This window comes from Limobrevibacterium gyesilva, from assembly GCF_025989185.1.
In the GTDB taxonomy this organism is placed as follows: Bacteria; Pseudomonadota; Alphaproteobacteria; order Acetobacterales; family Acetobacteraceae; genus Limobrevibacterium; species Limobrevibacterium gyesilva.
Window position 1 is genome coordinate 72170 of sequence record NZ_JAPDNT010000017.1, and the last position, 15164, is coordinate 87333.

The window sequence follows — 15164 nt, forward strand, 5'->3', positions numbered from 1 at the left end:
CGCAGTTTCGATAAGATTTACCGTCAAGAATAGAATGACTACAGCTTACTTCAGAAAATTCCATTATGAAGACCTATACAAGATGCCTGGTCCGCCATCATCCGAATTCAGTCTTTCTCTCCTCCAAGCCATCAATAATTGGCAGATGGGTGGCAGCAAGAACCAAAAGGCGAAGCGGGGGCAAGAGCTCAAACATCAGGCGTCGTCGCTGCCGGATCGGTTCCGATCATGCAATCTGATTTGCTACGTATCCGTCCGGCGAAGACCGTGGCCGTGACTTATTCAGAATTCGCGCCAAGCATGGCCTGACAGGCTACGGCATTGCGACGTGGATTTTAGCCTTCAGGTCGTCCCGGTAGAGAACCTCGATAGCCACTATATCGTTGCCGACGACGTCAACGTTGAGCATGCCTTGGGCAGGCACAAGGGCGATTGTACGATGGTTTGGTCCGTAGGAGCCCGCAGGTCGCGGCGCCGTATAGAATGTGGCACAAAAGTCGTCGCCGCACCGGCAGCGGTCAGCGATAGCGAGCCGAGCGACCTGGTCTGCTAGGACTTGCTCGCCTTCGCGAGAAAGCAGCTGCTGAAGCTCCGATACGAGTTCGGGTGCGAGGTCCAGCAGGTTTTGTGGGATCATGCCGCGAACCTTTCGCGAAGTTTCCAATGCCACGGTAGCAGGTCGTTCAATCTGGAGGCAGGCTGATCGCCGATCCGGGCGAGCACGTCGGCCAGCCATGCGCGCGGGTCGACGTCGTTGAGCCTGGCAGTGACGATCGGCGAATACATCGCTGCGGCGCGTTCGCCCCCGCGATCGGACCCGGCGAACAGCCATGACTTTCTGTCCAGGGCCACGCCACGCCACGCAGCGCCCGCTCGGCGGTGTTGTTGCTGAGGCAGATGCGTCCATCGGCAAGGAAGCGGCTGAACGCGTGCCAGCGCTTGTGCATGTAGTCCATCGCCTTGGCCACGTCGTTGTGGCGCGACAGCTTGCCGCGGGCATCGCGCATCCAGGTTTCGAGATTGGCTACAAGCGGCGCGATCTGCGCCTGGCGTGCGGCCGGCCGCTGCTCGGGCGGAGATGCGCTGATATCGCGCTCGGCGGCGAAGATGGCGTCGATTTGCCGCACCGCCTCGACCGCGAGCGGCGCCCGCGCCAGCTCCGCCAGCTCGAAGAACTTACGGCGGCCATACGCCCAACAACCGGCCTCGGTCACCGGTCCGGGCTTGCGGCCGGGCGCATAGAGGTCGTTGAACCCGGCGTAGGCGTCGGCCTGGAGGATGCCCTGCCGACCGGTGAGATGGCGGTTCGGGTGTTCGGCGGTGCGGTCGGGCGAGTAGTGGAACAGCGCCGCCGGAGGGGCCGGTCCGGCGAACGGGCGGTCGTCACGCACATAGACCCATAATCGGCCGATCGAGGTCTTGCCCTTCGCCAGCACCGGCACCGTGGTGTCATCGCCGTGCAGCCGCTCCGCCGCCGTGACATGGGCCCGAATCAGCGTCGTCAGTGGTGCCGGTGTGGCGGTGCAGGCGCCGACCCAGTCAGCCAGCGTGGAGACCGTCCAGCGCGATACCCTCGCGGGCATAGACGTCGCTCTGGCGGTTCAGCGGCAAATGCTGGCCGAACTTCGCCTCCAGGATCATCGCCAGCAGGTTCGGCCCGGCGCGGCCGCGCGCAATCGGGTGGAACGGCGCCGGTGGCTGGGTGATCGCCTCGCAGCTGCGGCAGGTTTCACCTTGGTCCGCTTCGCGGCCCAAGCCCGCACCGTCTGCACCACCTTCCAGCGGCGGGGCACGCATTCCAGCGTCTCGGTGACGGTTTCGCCAAGCTTGGCCAGCGCGCGGCGGCAGCACGGGCAGGCGCTCGGCGCGGGAATCACCGCGCGTTCGCGGGGCAGATGTGCCGGTAATGGCCCGCGCACCGGCCTGCGACGGGAAGCGGGACGAGGATCCGTATCAGCCGCGGCGGTTCCCGCCACGGTCGCGTCCTCGCTGGCTGCGGCTTCCAGCTCCTCGAGTTCCAACTCCATCTGGTCGAGTAGCTTGCGGCCGCGCTCGGACGAGGCGCCGAAGCGGTCATGCTTGAGCTTGGCGATCAGCAGCTTCGGGTGCGCCACCATCGCCTCGGCGCCGGAGGCCCGAGCCTCCGCCTCGCGACGCGCCGCCCGCTCGCCTGCGAGGGCTGCACGCAGTGCGTCGATGTCGTCGGGCAGCATGTCGACGGGCGGCATGGCGCCGATTCAACCGCAGCCCGGCGGTGCTGTGTACCCCGCGCGTGCGGCCGTTCAGCCAGCCGTCTCGGGCCGCCAGGAACGCTTGCGCGTCCGCGATCACGCCGTTGACGTCGGATGACAAGAATTGAAAGGAGGTCTGTAGACGGCACAGCTGAACGCTCTTGCGATCCCCGGGACCGATCAGCCCCGCAAGATAGAGCGGACAAATCCGTCGCCGCGTCTTGTTGCCACGACCAGGCAGGAACGGCTCCAGCCAGCGCTCAAGCTCGCCGCGCCAATCCAAGTCCGCTCGTCCCATGGTCGGCCTCCAGACGGCCGACCTCTCATGATTCACTCAAACGCCGATTCGGGAATCCCAAACCTAAGGTGCCACCCCACGTTCTGCCAAAGTAGTGCTAGAGCAGTCCTCCGACCCAGCCCGTCGCGCTGATGGCCTGCCAGACTGTCCCCGCGGCGATCAGGAGTAGGGCGAGGGCGAAGGAGAGGGCGATGCAGAGCAGCACGCCATCCTCTTCGAGATAGGCGAAAGAGAGTAAGACGACCACCAGTGCAGGCGGCACGTTGCTCAACGGTAAGGGTACAAAGAGAAGGGCGCCTACAAGCAGGATAGCTCCGCCAACCACCCGCTTGGTCATTTGGAGTGGAGTTTGCCATCGCGGCCGGATGAACCGCTCGAGATATCGGAGAGGCGGGTCAACCCGAATCAGCATCGACGCAAGACGTTGCTTCGGGAACGTCCTGGCTGCGACGAACCGAGGGAGCACAGGGCTGCGCCGGGCGAGAATCATCTGGCAGGCTGGGAATGCGATGATGACGCCGACGATGGCCGAGACTCCGGGAAGACTTGCGAGAAGCCCCAACAGCAGCAGGATGATGCCGAATGATCGATCGCCCAAGTTGCCCATCAGCCACCCAAGTGTGACCGTCTCCTCGGGCGCATGAAGCAACAGGTCTTGCAAAATGGTCGAAGTGGGCACCCGTGGGGAGGCGAGGGCGGTCGGGTGTGTCGGAGGAAGTCGGGCATCCGTCATGGGCGGATATAAGCGAAGGGCGAGGAAGGTTGCCAAGCCCTCCCCGCCGCCGCGGGTGGTGGTGGCGCGCGAGGTGCGGACCTGAACCGCTGCGGCTGAATTTCCCGCGTAATACTCGCTCGCATGCACATAGTTGCCCGGATCGTACGGACTGACCGATGAAGGATCACGGCGATGAAAGGCCCCATAGGCTATGCCCGCCAAATCCGTTACCGCGCCCGGCGGGCAGCCGCTCTATTCCGACGTGGCGATTGAGTTGGTCCTAATGTTGCAGCTCGGATTCCGCCTACCTCGTCTCACTGAAAAATTCGTGCCCAGTGGGATCGTGGATCTGTCGCCTATTGAATAGTCGGAATAAAACTCCACATTACTAGAATGTCATGCCATCTCCGTTGCAGGTGGTGACCCAGGCAAGATTGCCGGATCCGCGAGCCGAGTTTCTCAGTAAATCGCTCGATAAGTCTTTCACAAGGATTTTCCTCATGACAGAGCGTGTGGTTGATGTGTTGGACAAGTCAGGTACCGTCCTTCACACCTATTCCATCACGGTCGGCGTCCCCAACTCGTCACCGAAGGACATCGCTTTCCAGACAGTGGCGCTGAAGGCCGCGGCGAAGGCGGACCTCGTGCCGGAAGGAGATCTCGTGGACCTAAGGGCGAGGATGCGCGCGCACCGGCCCCAAAAGGGCCTGAGCGAATTAGCCTGAGCGACTGGGGGCAAGCTGCGCCTCCCTGACAGCGCCGCGGGCGCTCCGGGGCTTATCGTGGTGCGATGCGGTTGCTCGTGGAGGGAGACATGACGACGCAAAAATGGCTGCAAAGGTGGGTGGCCGTGCTCGGGCTGATCACCGCGGGGATGCTTCTGATGCTTTCTGGCGGCAGCGCCCTGGGCCCGTGGGTGCATGCGGCAGTCGATGGGCTCGCGGACGGGGCATGGGGTCATATCAACTGGCTGCTGGCAGTTGGAGTTGGTCTCATCGTCGCCGCGGGCTTTGTCGCCCAGTCTGGTTACCACCCAAACGTGCACGAACATGCGCATGACTGAAGCGCGGATGAAGCGTGAACGGTGCCGGCACGCGCGGCACGTGACGCTCGCCACGTCGAGGCTCAGCTGGCTGATCCGGGCAGAGCTTGGGCTAGAGCATACGAGAAGCCATTGAAGCGGCGGAGGCCAGTGGCACCCGCCTTCTGGACCCCAACGACAGGCGGCGCCAAAAACTACCGATCGCAGACGCAAGGCACTCCGCTCTCACGTGAAGGCACCTCTCACTTGAAGGCACAGGAAAACACCCTGCTGTCGTCGCCTGCGTAACCGAATCCGCTGTCGATCCAATGGAGGAGAAGTCGCATGCATAAGCTACTGCACGTCATGCTCAGGCCAATTTGCGGATGCTGGCCCGGGCGTCGGCGTGGTTCGGGCGCCGGTGCCGCGCCGGTCGCCCAGCTAGCGGCAGGGTCCGGAATGAATTTTGGCATGAAGTACTTCACGCCTCCGATCGTTGTACCGGCCCTGATCCTGATCGTCGTTGCCGCCCTCGCGGCTTTCCGGCCGTAGGCGGGCGCCCGGCGGGAGCCTATTCGCCCTCAGAGAAAGAGGCACGTCACATGAACAGCAACACCCTCGCCGAGGGAGGAACCTCAATCAAGGAGATCGTCCGACGCACCGGGCACAGCCGCAAGGTGGTGAGAGAGGTCGTCCGAGGAGGCCGAACCGACGTTTTCAGGACAAGGATGAGTTCGTTGCAGCCTTTTCTCGGCAAGCTCGACGCCGAATGGGCGGCCGGCTGCCGCAAGGGTGCAGAACTCTGGCGACGGATCAAGACCGCGGGCTATTCCGGCAGCCTGCGCGTCGTTTCCGAGTGGACCACACGCCGACGTCGAATGGAGCATGCACCGGCAGGATCGCCGCGCACGCCGCCTTCCGCTCGCTCGCTCGCGCGCCTTATGACGATCGCGCGGGATCAACTGTGCAAGGCGGACGCCATCACGGTCACCATGATTGAGCAAGCAGTGCCGGATCTCGTCGTCGGCCGTGATCTGCTGGACCGCTTCCACACGATCATTCGGTCGAAGGCGAAAGCGGCTCTGGACAGCTGGATCAGCGACGCAGCGGGGAGTCTGCTCTCGTCTTTTGCTGCCGGTATTGCCGCCGAACGGCAGGCAATTGGTGCCGCGGTCACTCAGCCGTGGTCAAACGGGCAAACCGAAGGTCAGATCACTAAACTCAAGCTGATCAAGCGGCAGATGCATGGTCGTGCCAAGCTCGATCTGCTGCGAGCTCGGCTATGCACCGCATGACCCAGCAACCGTCTGCACCGAATGTGCGGAAGAGCCCTTTTTCCACGCCGAATCACAGTCGATGCCCTCCAGCAGCATGGACAGCATCGCAGGCGTGAGTGAGACCACGCCCTCCTTGGCCTGCGGCCAGGTGAACCCGCCCCGCTCCAGCCGCTTGGCGTATAGCGACATGCCGAGCCCGTCGTGCCAGAGAACCTTGACCAGCCCTGCTTGGCGGCCTCTGAACACGTAAAGGTCACCGCCGTGCGGATCGCGCTGCAAGCCTCGCTCAACCAGCAGCGCCAGCCCGTTCATGCCCTTGCGCATGTCGGTGACACCGGTCGCCACCCAGACCCGCACACCCGACGGGACGGGGATCACCCGCGCAAGGCCGCCAGCACGCGCCGCAGCGCGGCTAGGTTTATGTCACTGCCCACTCGCACCTGGCGGCCGCCGCCCAGCTCGATCTCGATCAGGCCCGCTTGCGGCCGAGATGGCGTGGGAGCTGGCGCCGGAACTGACGGCTGCTCCGAGCGTCCCGGACCGGCGCCCGACAGTGGGGCCTCGAAGACTTGTACTGGCATGAACACCGGCATCTCGGACGCCGTCAGCAGTCCGTCGCGTACCTGCCGCCGCCAAGTGAACACCAGGCTCTCGCAGACACCGTGGCGAGCAGCTACAGCACGGACCAGGGAGCCGGGCTCCTGCGTCTCGGCCACGATCCGCAGCTTGGCCTCCAGGCTCCAGCGCCGACGCCGCTCCCGCCCGGTGATGATCTCCACCACCCCGTCCATCCCACCACCTCAACAGCCGCCTTAACCACAGCTTTAAGGTGGCGAGCGACTCACGCCCAGGCGGCCCTCACCGGGCGGATACCTTGAACAAAAGCCGGCACGCACTGAGCCGTTCCCTGTATCGCCAGGCCTGCTCACTCGGAGTGGCCGCTCGGCCCGTTCACTTTGTCCAGCGTGGCCATCGCCTCTTCGTTGGTGAGCAGTCCCTGGTCGATCATCAGCTGCCGAAAAGCCGCGAATTCCTGCGCGCTGCCGACATAGACGCATTTGCAGATCCTCGGATCGGCGAAAAGATAGGTCTGCTTGCCGTCTATCGTTTGGCGTGCGAAGTTGTATTTCGGCAATGTTTTGAGTGCGGTCATCCATTCCGGGGTCGTCGCCGGCATGGGCCTGAACCCGGCCCTGATCAGCAGGTTCTCTTGGTTGGCAACGTTCGTGCTGGCGCAGGCACAGAGCAGGAGCGCGAAGCCGCAAGCGGCGACAAGCGGTGCCTTCGGCATGGTGGTGGCCCTTTTTCCAGAGGGAGAGGGCGACGAAAGCGGTATATTACTTCCATCCGAGACCAACAAATCACGTGTGGCGGCGTTTACGGCTATTTGCATCCTCCAATCACCCGGATGCGCTAGTCTTACTGTGTCATAAAGTAGGACGGCATGTTTGGTGCTGGCAGCATGGGCATCGCGGCATGGTACGCGCGATCGCGCGGGCGATGGGTAGCCATCCGGTGAGCACCGCGGGCGTGGCACGTCAGTCGGACTTCGTGTGGCGGTAGCCGGCGATGATGTCCGGGTTGGCTTTATGGATCTGGATGAGCTCATTGAGGTTGTCGATACCGAAGTGGGTGAAGGCCATCGTTCCCTCATCGTTCACGCCGTAGACGAATAGGCACCCGTCTTCCGGGTCCATTTCGAGGGCGACATCCCACAGCCAGTCTTCGTCTTCGCTCAGTATCTCGGCGACGCGGGCGATGGTGAACGCGACGCTTGGCGCCGCCATGGTCAGGCGGCCTGCTGGCGCTCGCGTGGTCGCCACGTCCAGGGGAGAAGCTCAGCCAGTTTCTGGACCGGGTGCTCGGCGATGCGGGCGAGGACGTCGGCGAGCCACGCCTGGGGATCGATGTCGTTCATCCTGGCAGTCACGATCAGGCTGTACATCTTCGCTGCCCTTTGGCCGCCGCGATCCGAACCGGCGAACAGCCACGCACGACGTCCCAGGGCAATACCTCTCAGCGCCCGTTCCGCCGTGTTGTTCGAGAGGCAGATCCGGCCATCATCAAGGAACCTGGTGAACGAAGCCCAGCGCTTGAGCATGTAATCCATGGCCTTGGCGACATCGTCGTGGCGCGACAGCCTGGCACGTTCCTGCTGCATCCAGGCTTCCAGTTCGATCGCCAGCGGCAGGCTGCGTTCGCGGCGGACGGCGACGCGCTCAGCCGCGGGTTTGCCGTTGATGGTGCGCTCGATGTCGAACAGCGCGTCGATCCTCCGCACCGCGGCTAGGGCCAGCGGCGAGACGAAGGTGGCCGGCTTGCCTTGAGCCTTGCGTTGCGCGTTGAGAGCCAGATCGGCCAGCACGAAGAATTTCCGCCGCGCATGCGACCAGCACGCCGCCTCGGTAATCGACCCTGGTTCGCGACCGGGGTCATAGAGCTTCGTGTAGCCGCCGAATGCGTCGGCCTGGAGGATGCCCCGATAGGTGGCCAGATGGCTCTGCGGGTGGGCACCACCGCGATCGCGCGAATAGTAGAACATCGCGGCCGGGGGCGCCGGGCCGCCGAACGGACCATCGTCGCGGACGTAGACCCAGGATCGGCCGATGTCGGTCTTGCCGCGCGCCAGCACCGGAACGGTCGTGTCGTCGCCATGCAACCGCTCCGCGGCGAAGACATGCGCCTCGATGAGTTTGACCATGGGATCCAGCACGGCACAGCAAGTGCCGATCTGGTCGGCCAGGGTGGACAGGCTGATCGGCACGCCCTCGCGGGCGTAGCGTTCGGCCTGGCGGTTCAATGGCTGGTGCTGGCCGAACTTCTCGAATGCGATCATGGCCAGCAGGTTCGGACCTGCCCAGCCGCGCGGGGCCGCATGGAAAGGCGCGGGCGCCTGGCTGACGGCCTCGCAATCGCGGCAGGTGAGCTTCTCCCGCACGTGCTGGATCACTTTCCACTGCCGCGGGACGACCTCCAGCGTCTCGGTGACATCCTCCCCCAGCTTGCACAGACGTGCGCCGCCGCAGCACGTGCAGGCGGTCGGCCCCGCGACGACCACGCGCTCGCGCGGCAGGTGCTCGGGGAATGGCTTGCGCGCGGGCCGCTGCCGGACGAAGGCCGTGACGGTCGTGGTTTTGGCCGCGTCCTTCTCGGCCTGGATCTCGTCCTCGGTGGCCGCGGCCTCCAACTCCTCCAGTTGCAATTCCATCTGGTCGAGCAGACGCTGTGTCCGCTCGGAGCGTGGGCCATAGATCTCCCGGCGAAGCTTCTCGATCTCCAGTTGCTGGCGCGCGACAAGCGCTTCGGCGTCGGATTGACGCGCCCGCGCCGCGGCGACCTCGGCCTCGGCCACATCGGCCCGGGCACGCGCGGCCAGCAGCGCCGCTTTCAGCGCCGCGATGTCGTCCGGTAGGGCGTCGGAGGCAGCGTCCATGATGTGGATCGAATCACGAATCGCCCCGGCGCGGTACTGTTTTCTCCGCCCTGGCTTGCGGGTTTGATCCTATCCGGCGGCCTGGGGGCGCCAGGTTTGCTGCGGGTTTCTCCAGTCGATCCCCTCCAGCAAATAGCCCATCTGCGCCGGCGTCAGCGGCACCGCGCCGTCCACAGTTTGCGGCCAGATGAAGCGGCCCCGGTCCAGGCGCTTGGCATACAGCGACAAGCCGATGCCGTCGTGCCAGATCGCCTTGATCAAGGAGCCGTTGCGACCGCGGAAGACGTAGACGTCGCCCGCGAACGGGTCGCGTCCGAGCCCCTCCTGCACCTGCAACGCCAGCCCCCGCATGCCGCGCCGCATATCGGTATGGCCGGTCGCGATCCACACCCTGACCCCCGACGCGACCGGGATCATTCGCGCAACGCAGCCAGCACGCGCCGCAAGGCGGCCAGGTTCACGTCGCTGCCAACGCGCACCTGCCGTCCATTGCCCAACTCGATCTCAATGAGGCCAGACGGTGCAGGTGGCCGGGCGGGTGAAGCCGCATTCGCCGCGGCCGGGGACGGTCCCGGTGTTGCCGTCGGCGCCGCATCGATCATCCGCACCGGCATGAACACCGGCGTCTCCGACGCCGCGGTCAGCACACCCTCACGCACCTGTCGACGCCAGGTGAACAACAGGCTCTCGCAGACGCCGTGTCGGGTCGCAACAGCACGGATCGCAGCGCCAGCCTCGTGCGTCTCCGCCACCAGACGCAGCTTCTCCGCCGTGCTCCATCGCCGCCGGCGCTCCCGACCAGTGATGATCTCCACCACGCCATCCATCAACACACCTCAAGCACCGACTTAAACAGCTACTTAAGGCGGCGATCGGCGCCGCTCCCAGACGGCCCTCGGCGGAGGGTTACTTTGCTACCGTCAGATATCATTGAAGAAGAGCGACCTGTTCCGGCTGAATGACATCCTGCACTTGCCGGAGACGATTTCAGCTTGGACAGTATCGCTCAAAATAGCACGCACGTTCAAAGGTGGCGTTCCCGACGTAGGTTATCAAGGAATCATATTTGCCACCTCTCCGAAAGAAGGTTCGGTGGTGGCCAACTTGAATCGGCTCTATTGCGACGCAAATTTCCTCGCGGCTGTCGAAGCGAACAGGAGCGCAATTGAGAAGTATGGAGACGGCATTGTAAGATATAAAAATAACCAGTGCGAGGTCGTTCTACATATTGAAACTATCCAAGTGACCGATATCGTCGAACTGGGTGGCTACTCGAGCACTAGAGAAGAACTGGCTACCATGTACACAAATCTAATCCACGGCCGAGATCCTACGGCAGCGGATATTCAGGACTTCGATTCCCTCGTGGGTATGGCAGACCCAGAATTGATTGGACCGAGTTGGATCGGGGGCGATGCAAAAGACCGGGTGCTCAAAAAAATCAAGAGTGTAATGCCAACCTTACGCACCATTAAGCAGCTTCAGGCCGACGCTCAGGATAAAAGATAGAAGGCAGATAAACCGGATTATCACGCGCTAATTTGGGGAAATCGGGTAGGCTCCCCGCGGTCGTCAGGATTTGGGTGCGAGCAACAAGCGCCCCAAACCGTCCCACGTATCCACAACCGGCGGACGAGTCCGAGGATCGATCAAGCCAACTTCCGCAAGCAAGCGGTCACCCTTTCCATAGTTGCAACACTGACAGGTAGTGACGAGATTATCGACGCCGCTATCCCCGCCCAAGGTGTGTGGCACGACGTGATCAGCAACTGCAGACAACGCATAAAAGACCGCGTGCCGATCCTTGTCCTTCCCACTCCAGCACACAACGTCGGGAAATGTGTTCATCAGAACCTTGCGCACATTCGGCAGCACGACGCGCATCCCACAATAGCGACATCGCCATCCATCGCGCGCAAAAACCGCTGTTTCGACGCTTTGATCCGGCTTGCGATTTGGGACCTTGGTCAACTCAGTTGGTCGCTCGATCTGGCGTCGCCGGTGGATAAAGACATCCCAAGGCCCCATGATCCTCGCGGCGAACGCATGCACGACTGGCATGTTTGCTTCACGCAACCTCGTCCGCGCTCGTTCGCGATCGCCAGCAAGGATGGCGTTGGCAGCATCGTTCAGAAGATCGACTGCTGCCTCTAACTCTGGAATAGGCGGCAAGAAGCATGTGCGGGGTGCCCAGAACTCGTCAATTTGTTCCACCCCACTCATGCATACGGTCTCACGATGTTGCCGGGCGGAACGCCGACGGCCGGGATCACTACCACGTCGCCGGCAATGAGCTTCGCCATTAGCTTCTTGAGCCGGGAGCGGGCGGCGGTCGAGACGCGAGCATAGCCGTAAATCATGCATCGATTCTGCATCAGAATTTCGTGTCAGAAAAGCCCAATTGAATCAATGGCATCAGTTTGCTGCGAATATCTTGATTTTCGCAATCGTCAGGCGCGCGCTCACTATTCGTCTTTGAGCCTGAACGTCGCAATCGGCGGGTCCACATACCAGGGTCGGATTGTGTCGCCGCCGGTGTCGATCCCCAGCCAAAAGCCCCTTACGGGTTCTTCGGCCCAGCCGGCACAGCCCGCATCGAGCGCCGCCGACAGGGCGTCCTCCCACAGCTTGGCCAGCCGGTGTTCTTCCTCGGTGATATCGTTGATCGGCTGAAGGTCGCCATCCAACATGATGAAGTCCCGGCTGGCGTTCGCGACCATGGCGGCTTCGAGATCGATGTCGCCGTCGCGGCGCAGCACCGCCTCCGCAGCCGATAGGCCGCGCGCAAGCTCGTCCTCCCGCGCGCCCTCCACATGCAGGATGAGTTTCGGGCGTGGTCGTCTGGGATCGTTCACGCCATCCGGCATCTCAGGTCCTCCGTCTGTCCTCGCAGGTCACAGAAGCCGGCCCGCGGGCCCCGCGGCGCTCTGCTGCGGATCGTCGGTCTTGCCCCCCTGGGCCACGATCCGCAGCGCGCCATCTGGCAATGGTCGCTGCAACTTCAACGCCTCCGCTGGCGGCGCCGTCATCCAGACATCAACTTCCTCGGTCGTGCGCAGGATTACCGGCATGGCCCTTGGGTGGAATGCCTCGATTTCAGAGTTGGGATCGATGGTCAGAAAGCCGAAGATGTCGTTGGTCGTCTCGCCTTCCTTGATTTTTCGCATCGATGTCCAGCGGGTCCAGATGCCGGCGAAACATGCCAGCGGCCGCGTTTCGTCGAAGGCGAACCACACCGGCGCTTTGCCCCCGAACGTGCCGTTGTCTGGCTCGGCAAAGCTGTTGAACGGCACGACGCAGCGGCTTTCGACGCCGAGCCAGCGCCGCCAGTGCGGCGACCCGGGATTGCGCACGTTGGTGACGCCGGAATCGGACTTCTTACCCTCGAGGAAATTGGGCGGCGTCGGCATACCCCAGCGCGCCATCGCCAGCTCACGGCCGGCGGCGGAGTTGCGCACGATCGGCGCGCTGTAGTCCGGGTAGATACCGGGCTGCGACGGCAGGTTGCCGGTGTTGTCGACGGCGACCTTGAACAGCCGCCGGATCGCCTCTTGGTTCGTGGTCATGGAGTAGAGGTTACACACGGGCGGCTTTCCCTCGATGTGCCGATGCCGCCGGCGACCTTCTCGCGCGGATCGGCTTGAGCACAAGCACGTCGTCGGCGGGCGGCCGCAGAAGGGCCGCGGGATCACCAGGCGCCTCCCCGAGCCACACCGCCCAATCCGCCTCATCGAGCACCAGCGGCATGCGGTCGTGAATTTCCGCGACGGCGCCGGTGGCCGGCGTCGTGATGATGCAATAGGTGCGTTCGATATCGCCGTTGGGACGCCTGAACGCCTCCCACAGCCCTGCGATCGCCATCGGCCGGCCGTCGTTGCGAGAAATGGCATACCGCCGTCCCGGCTCGCCGAGCGTCCGCCGCTGGTAGTATTCGGTCGCGGGCACGATCGCCCGGCGATGCCGGAAAGCATCACCGAACACGGGATGCGCGGCGACGGTTTCCGCGCGGGCGTGGATCGGTCGCGGCGCCTCATCAGGGTCTGTCGTCGCATGCGGCAACAGTCCCCACGTCAGCCAATCGAGATGCCGCTGCCGCGTCCCGGGGTGCAACCGGATCACCTGTCCCGGCCGGCCGGGGCCGGCCCCCGATCCGAAAGCGAGGCCGCCTTGCTCCCTGTCCGACCATCCCGCCGCGGTTGCCGTCATCGCTCTCAATCCTATCCGGTCACCACGGACGTGGCGCTAGCGGCGGCCGCGGCCAGGGGTTCGATGCGTCCACGACCGTGATCTGGCGCAACTTTCTGGCGCTTTTTCCGTAGATGGCAACCTTCACCAGCGTCACCAGCCTTGGCCTGCCGCGGCACTTCCCTGCGCCGCGGAAACTGTCGCACCGCAAGCGCAGCATGACGTCGATAAGCCGCGTCCGGGGGCCATGTTGCTTGGCCATGTAGTCCAGCGGCAGAACGCTGTGCCTGCGGCACCGCTCGCACTGGATATGGAGCCGCCAGCCCTTCATGTCGCCGATCGGCGTCGCCGGCACCGGGTCGGCGTTGAAGGACAGTTCGGGCATGAGTCACTGGCCGTGCCTCGCGGGCGCGCGCACGACCTCCAGGCCGGCACCGTGCAGCGCCTCGACCAGATACTGCGCGCACACGCCGCAGAGGAGCATGTCGGCCGACCGCGGCAGCCGTCCGCCGCGCGATCGCCGCCCGCAGCGTCTCGACCACCTCTTCGTCCGGCACCGCAGGGTGACGTTCGGGAAACAGGCTTTCCTGGATCATAGGGACGGAACATAACGAGAACCTCAGGGCCGAGTCGAGGCCGAAAAGCAGGCCGCGCTAGCCGCGCCAGAAGTCGAGGCGGAATTGCCGCCGGTCGTAGATGGTGCGGCTGCGCCGACCGTCCGGGGGCTCGGTTTCGGTCGGCGGCACGGGGCGCTCGCGGCGCAACCAAGCCTCCGTCCAGCGCCTCCGCCGCGCGGCATAGGCGGCCAGGAACGGTTCAATGAACGCCCGGATCGCAAGCCTGGTCCTGCGCCGCTCCAGCATGGCGGATGTGCCTGCCTGTCCGAGTTTTGAGGGTCGCCGTCTACAAATGACACGGCCGCGAGGGCTATGTTGCAAAACCTGCATACGCCTCGCCGGCGATGTTCCGTGGCGGCCCGAGGGGAGGGCCTTCGCACGCCTGGAGGATGCCGGCTCACAGCGGATGCTGGAGAAAGCCGGCTTTGAGTTGGTGCGGTTCGTCCCCGGAAGGAATTGAGCCGTACGGCCGACTTGGGAACCGCGGGCGCAAATGCAGTGCCAGGCGCCGCAATGCCTGGTGCCACCAACGTGCAAAACAGCCAGCCCGGCTTCCCATATGAGGCCGAACGGCTGGTTCTGATGACCGGAGCGTCGCCGATGAGTGACATCATCATCGCGCCAAAAACCAGGATCCAGGCAAAATCCGACCACCCCCGTCTTCACAAGGTCATCCTGGTCAACGACGACTACACGCCCCGCGAGTTTGTCGTCACGGTCCTGAAGGCGGAATTTCGCATGAGCGAAGACCAGGCGCAGCGGGTAATGATCACAGCACATCGGCGCGGGGTGTGCGTCGTCGCCGTCTACACGAAGGATGTCGCGGAAGCCAAGGCGACGGCCGCGACAGAGGCAGGCCGGTGCAGAGGCTATCCACTTTTGTTCACGACCGAGCCGGAGGAATAGCCGTAAGCCGCTGCGTCGGCCGGGTTCTGCGGGTCGGCAAAGCAGATTTGAGGCATTCGTCGCTGCCAGGGCACTTGCCCGCATCTCGAATTGCAGCCGGGCGAGGAACCTCGCTCGCGCTTGCCAGGAACGACCTGCCGTCGAACGGCCTGCCCCGAACAAAATACGCCCGCCGGATCTTCGCGACCGTCTCCACAACCAGCATCCCTATTCAGGCCCCCGGTCATTCCGAGAGCCATCGTGAACCCCAACAGCAGAGGGGTCCCTTTTAGGCTCTTCCGCACATTCGGTGCAGACGGTTGCTGGGTCATGCGGTGCATAGCCGAGCTCGCAGCAGATCGAGCTTGGCACGGCCATACATCTGCCGCTTGATCAGCTTGAGTTTAGTGATCTGACCTTCGGTTTGCCCGTTTGACCACGGCTGAGTGACCGCGGCACCAATTGCCTGCCGTTCGGCGGCAATACCGGCAGCAAAAGACGA

Annotated in this window: 21 protein-coding genes and 3 pseudogenes; 5 read left to right on the forward strand and 19 right to left on the reverse strand. The window is 63.8% G+C overall.

Annotation, left to right across the window (positions count from 1 at the left end; all coding sequences use genetic code 11):
• Positions 1-313 precede the first annotated feature (313 nt).
• From OL599_RS17135 to OL599_RS17150, 4 genes and pseudogenes are all read right to left on the reverse strand, one after another.
• The gene (locus OL599_RS17135; RefSeq protein WP_264715067.1) at positions 314-637 is read right to left on the reverse strand and encodes a hypothetical protein; all 324 of its coding nucleotides are present in this window, start codon (positions 635-637) and stop codon (positions 314-316) included.
• Positions 634-2228, reverse strand: a pseudogene (tnpC, locus tag OL599_RS17140) (IS66 family transposase). The gene OL599_RS17135 and the pseudogene tnpC (OL599_RS17140) overlap by 4 nt, the downstream one beginning before the upstream one ends.
• 154 nt (positions 2229-2382) lie before the next feature.
• Positions 2383-2529, reverse strand: a pseudogene (locus tag OL599_RS17145) (IS701 family transposase); the annotation flags it as partial.
• Between the two features lie 97 nt (positions 2530-2626).
• Complete coding sequence (locus tag OL599_RS17150; RefSeq protein ID WP_264715068.1) at positions 2627-3208, reverse strand: exopolysaccharide biosynthesis protein; 582 nt, start codon at positions 3206-3208, stop codon at positions 2627-2629.
• A 536-nt stretch (positions 3209-3744) separates the two neighbouring features.
• Between OL599_RS17150 and OL599_RS17155 the strand changes: the two genes are divergently transcribed.
• The 3 genes and pseudogenes from OL599_RS17155 to OL599_RS17165 all read left to right on the forward strand — a co-directional run.
• On the forward strand, positions 3745-3969 hold the full coding sequence (locus OL599_RS17155; RefSeq protein ID WP_264715069.1) for a hypothetical protein: 225 nt from the start codon (positions 3745-3747) through the stop codon (positions 3967-3969).
• Between the two features lie 89 nt (positions 3970-4058).
• Positions 4059-4307: a hypothetical protein gene (locus OL599_RS17160; protein WP_264715070.1), complete on the forward strand. Its 249-nt coding sequence runs from the start codon at positions 4059-4061 to the stop codon at positions 4305-4307.
• A 572-nt stretch (positions 4308-4879) separates the two neighbouring features.
• Positions 4880-5560: pseudogene (locus OL599_RS17165) on the forward strand (transposase); the annotation flags it as partial.
• On the opposite strand, the gene tnpB (OL599_RS17170) reads toward OL599_RS17165, so the two are convergent.
• The 7 genes from tnpB (OL599_RS17170) to tnpA (OL599_RS17200) form a co-directional block, all read right to left on the reverse strand.
• A complete protein-coding gene (gene tnpB, locus OL599_RS17170) occupies positions 5546-5920 on the reverse strand; it encodes an IS66 family insertion sequence element accessory protein TnpB (RefSeq protein ID WP_264715071.1) in 375 nt (124 codons plus the stop codon). The pseudogene OL599_RS17165 and the gene tnpB (OL599_RS17170) overlap by 15 nt on opposite strands.
• Positions 5917-6333, reverse strand: coding sequence for an IS66-like element accessory protein TnpA (tnpA, locus tag OL599_RS17175; protein WP_264715072.1), 417 nt, complete (start codon positions 6331-6333; stop codon positions 5917-5919). The genes tnpB (OL599_RS17170) and tnpA (OL599_RS17175) overlap by 4 nt, the downstream gene beginning before the upstream one ends.
• 134 nt (positions 6334-6467) lie before the next feature.
• A complete protein-coding gene (locus tag OL599_RS17180; protein ID WP_264715073.1) occupies positions 6468-6833 on the reverse strand; it encodes a hypothetical protein in 366 nt (121 codons plus the stop codon).
• Positions 6834-7080: 247 nt separating this feature from the next.
• Positions 7081-7329, reverse strand: a complete 249-nt coding sequence (locus OL599_RS17185; protein WP_264715074.1) for a hypothetical protein — start codon at positions 7327-7329, stop codon at positions 7081-7083.
• Positions 7330-7331: 2 nt separating this feature from the next.
• Positions 7332-8975 carry an IS66 family transposase gene (gene tnpC / locus OL599_RS17190; protein ID WP_264715075.1) on the reverse strand — a complete coding sequence of 548 codons (1644 nt, stop codon included), beginning with the start codon at positions 8973-8975 and terminating at the stop codon, positions 7332-7334.
• Positions 8976-9044: 69 nt separating this feature from the next.
• Positions 9045-9392: an IS66 family insertion sequence element accessory protein TnpB gene (gene tnpB / locus OL599_RS17195; RefSeq protein ID WP_264715076.1), complete on the reverse strand. Its 348-nt coding sequence runs from the start codon at positions 9390-9392 to the stop codon at positions 9045-9047.
• Entirely contained in the window at positions 9389-9802 is a 414-nt protein-coding gene (gene tnpA, locus OL599_RS17200; RefSeq protein WP_264715077.1) for an IS66-like element accessory protein TnpA, read from the reverse strand. Before tnpA (OL599_RS17200) ends, tnpB (OL599_RS17195) begins: the two co-directional genes overlap by 4 nt.
• 103 nt (positions 9803-9905) lie before the next feature.
• On the opposite strand from tnpA (OL599_RS17200), the gene OL599_RS17205 reads away from it, so the two are divergent.
• The gene (locus tag OL599_RS17205) at positions 9906-10484 is read left to right on the forward strand and encodes a hypothetical protein (protein ID WP_264715079.1); all 579 of its coding nucleotides are present in this window, start codon (positions 9906-9908) and stop codon (positions 10482-10484) included.
• Between the two features lie 63 nt (positions 10485-10547).
• On the opposite strand, the gene OL599_RS17210 is transcribed toward OL599_RS17205, so the two are convergent.
• The 7 genes from OL599_RS17210 to OL599_RS17240 all read right to left on the reverse strand — a co-directional run bounded on the left by OL599_RS17210 (position 10548) and on the right by OL599_RS17240 (position 14023).
• Positions 10548-11198 carry an HNH endonuclease gene (locus OL599_RS17210; protein ID WP_264715081.1) on the reverse strand — a complete coding sequence of 217 codons (651 nt, stop codon included), beginning with the start codon at positions 11196-11198 and terminating at the stop codon, positions 10548-10550.
• The gene (locus OL599_RS17215; RefSeq protein WP_264715082.1) at positions 11195-11335 is read right to left on the reverse strand and encodes a hypothetical protein; all 141 of its coding nucleotides are present in this window, start codon (positions 11333-11335) and stop codon (positions 11195-11197) included. Before OL599_RS17215 ends, OL599_RS17210 begins: the two co-directional genes overlap by 4 nt.
• 105 nt (positions 11336-11440) lie before the next feature.
• Complete coding sequence (locus OL599_RS17220) at positions 11441-11842, reverse strand: hypothetical protein (protein ID WP_264715084.1); 402 nt, start codon at positions 11840-11842, stop codon at positions 11441-11443.
• Between the two features lie 27 nt (positions 11843-11869).
• The gene (locus tag OL599_RS17225) at positions 11870-12559 is read right to left on the reverse strand and encodes an SOS response-associated peptidase (RefSeq protein ID WP_264715086.1); all 690 of its coding nucleotides are present in this window, start codon (positions 12557-12559) and stop codon (positions 11870-11872) included.
• The gene (locus OL599_RS17230) at positions 12552-13181 is read right to left on the reverse strand and encodes an SOS response-associated peptidase (protein WP_264715087.1); all 630 of its coding nucleotides are present in this window, start codon (positions 13179-13181) and stop codon (positions 12552-12554) included. The genes OL599_RS17225 and OL599_RS17230 overlap by 8 nt, the downstream gene beginning before the upstream one ends.
• Positions 13182-13200: 19 nt before the next feature.
• Positions 13201-13545, reverse strand: a complete 345-nt coding sequence (locus OL599_RS17235) for a hypothetical protein (protein WP_264715088.1) — start codon at positions 13543-13545, stop codon at positions 13201-13203.
• Positions 13546-13813: 268 nt separating this feature from the next.
• Entirely contained in the window at positions 13814-14023 is a 210-nt protein-coding gene (locus tag OL599_RS17240) for a hypothetical protein (protein WP_264715089.1), read from the reverse strand.
• 267 nt (positions 14024-14290) lie between these two features.
• Between OL599_RS17240 and clpS the strand changes: the two genes are divergently transcribed.
• Complete coding sequence (clpS, locus tag OL599_RS17245) at positions 14291-14683, forward strand: ATP-dependent Clp protease adapter ClpS (protein WP_264715090.1); 393 nt, start codon at positions 14291-14293, stop codon at positions 14681-14683.
• Between the two features lie 307 nt (positions 14684-14990).
• Here the strand turns inward: clpS and OL599_RS17250 are convergent.
• Positions 14991-15164 (reverse strand): transposase (locus tag OL599_RS17250; protein ID WP_264715095.1); only part of this gene is annotated, 174 nt, incomplete at its 5' end.

Excerpts from the sequence above, each read along its gene's own strand:
- OL599_RS17230 (WP_264715087.1), bottom strand. The coding sequence starts at position 13,181 with ATGACGGCAACCGCGGCGGGATGGTCGGACAGGGAGCAAGGCGGCCTC.
- OL599_RS17240 (WP_264715089.1), bottom strand. The coding sequence starts at position 14,023 with ATGCTGGAGCGGCGCAGGACCAGGCTTGCGATCCGGGCGTTCATTGAA.
- OL599_RS17235 (WP_264715088.1), bottom strand. The coding sequence starts at position 13,545 with ATGCCCGAACTGTCCTTCAACGCCGACCCGGTGCCGGCGACGCCGATC.
- OL599_RS17220 (WP_264715084.1), bottom strand. The coding sequence starts at position 11,842 with ATGCCGGATGGCGTGAACGATCCCAGACGACCACGCCCGAAACTCATC.
- OL599_RS17210 (WP_264715081.1), bottom strand. The coding sequence starts at position 11,198 with ATGAGTGGGGTGGAACAAATTGACGAGTTCTGGGCACCCCGCACATGC.
- OL599_RS17185 (WP_264715074.1), bottom strand. The coding sequence starts at position 7,329 with ATGGCGGCGCCAAGCGTCGCGTTCACCATCGCCCGCGTCGCCGAGATA.
- OL599_RS17155 (WP_264715069.1), top strand. The coding sequence starts at position 3,745 with ATGACAGAGCGTGTGGTTGATGTGTTGGACAAGTCAGGTACCGTCCTT.
- tnpA (WP_264715077.1), bottom strand. The coding sequence starts at position 9,802 with ATGGATGGCGTGGTGGAGATCATCACTGGTCGGGAGCGCCGGCGGCGA.
- OL599_RS17180 (WP_264715073.1), bottom strand. The coding sequence starts at position 6,833 with ATGCCGAAGGCACCGCTTGTCGCCGCTTGCGGCTTCGCGCTCCTGCTC.
- OL599_RS17135 (WP_264715067.1), bottom strand. The coding sequence starts at position 637 with ATGATCCCACAAAACCTGCTGGACCTCGCACCCGAACTCGTATCGGAG.
- tnpB (WP_264715076.1), bottom strand. The coding sequence starts at position 9,392 with ATGATCCCGGTCGCGTCGGGGGTCAGGGTGTGGATCGCGACCGGCCAT.
- OL599_RS17160 (WP_264715070.1), top strand. The coding sequence starts at position 4,059 with ATGACGACGCAAAAATGGCTGCAAAGGTGGGTGGCCGTGCTCGGGCTG.
- tnpC (WP_264715075.1), bottom strand. The coding sequence starts at position 8,975 with ATGGACGCTGCCTCCGACGCCCTACCGGACGACATCGCGGCGCTGAAA.
- clpS (WP_264715090.1), top strand. The coding sequence starts at position 14,291 with ATGCCTGGTGCCACCAACGTGCAAAACAGCCAGCCCGGCTTCCCATAT.
- OL599_RS17215 (WP_264715082.1), bottom strand. The coding sequence starts at position 11,335 with ATGATTTACGGCTATGCTCGCGTCTCGACCGCCGCCCGCTCCCGGCTC.
- tnpA (WP_264715072.1), bottom strand. The coding sequence starts at position 6,333 with ATGGACGGGGTGGTGGAGATCATCACCGGGCGGGAGCGGCGTCGGCGC.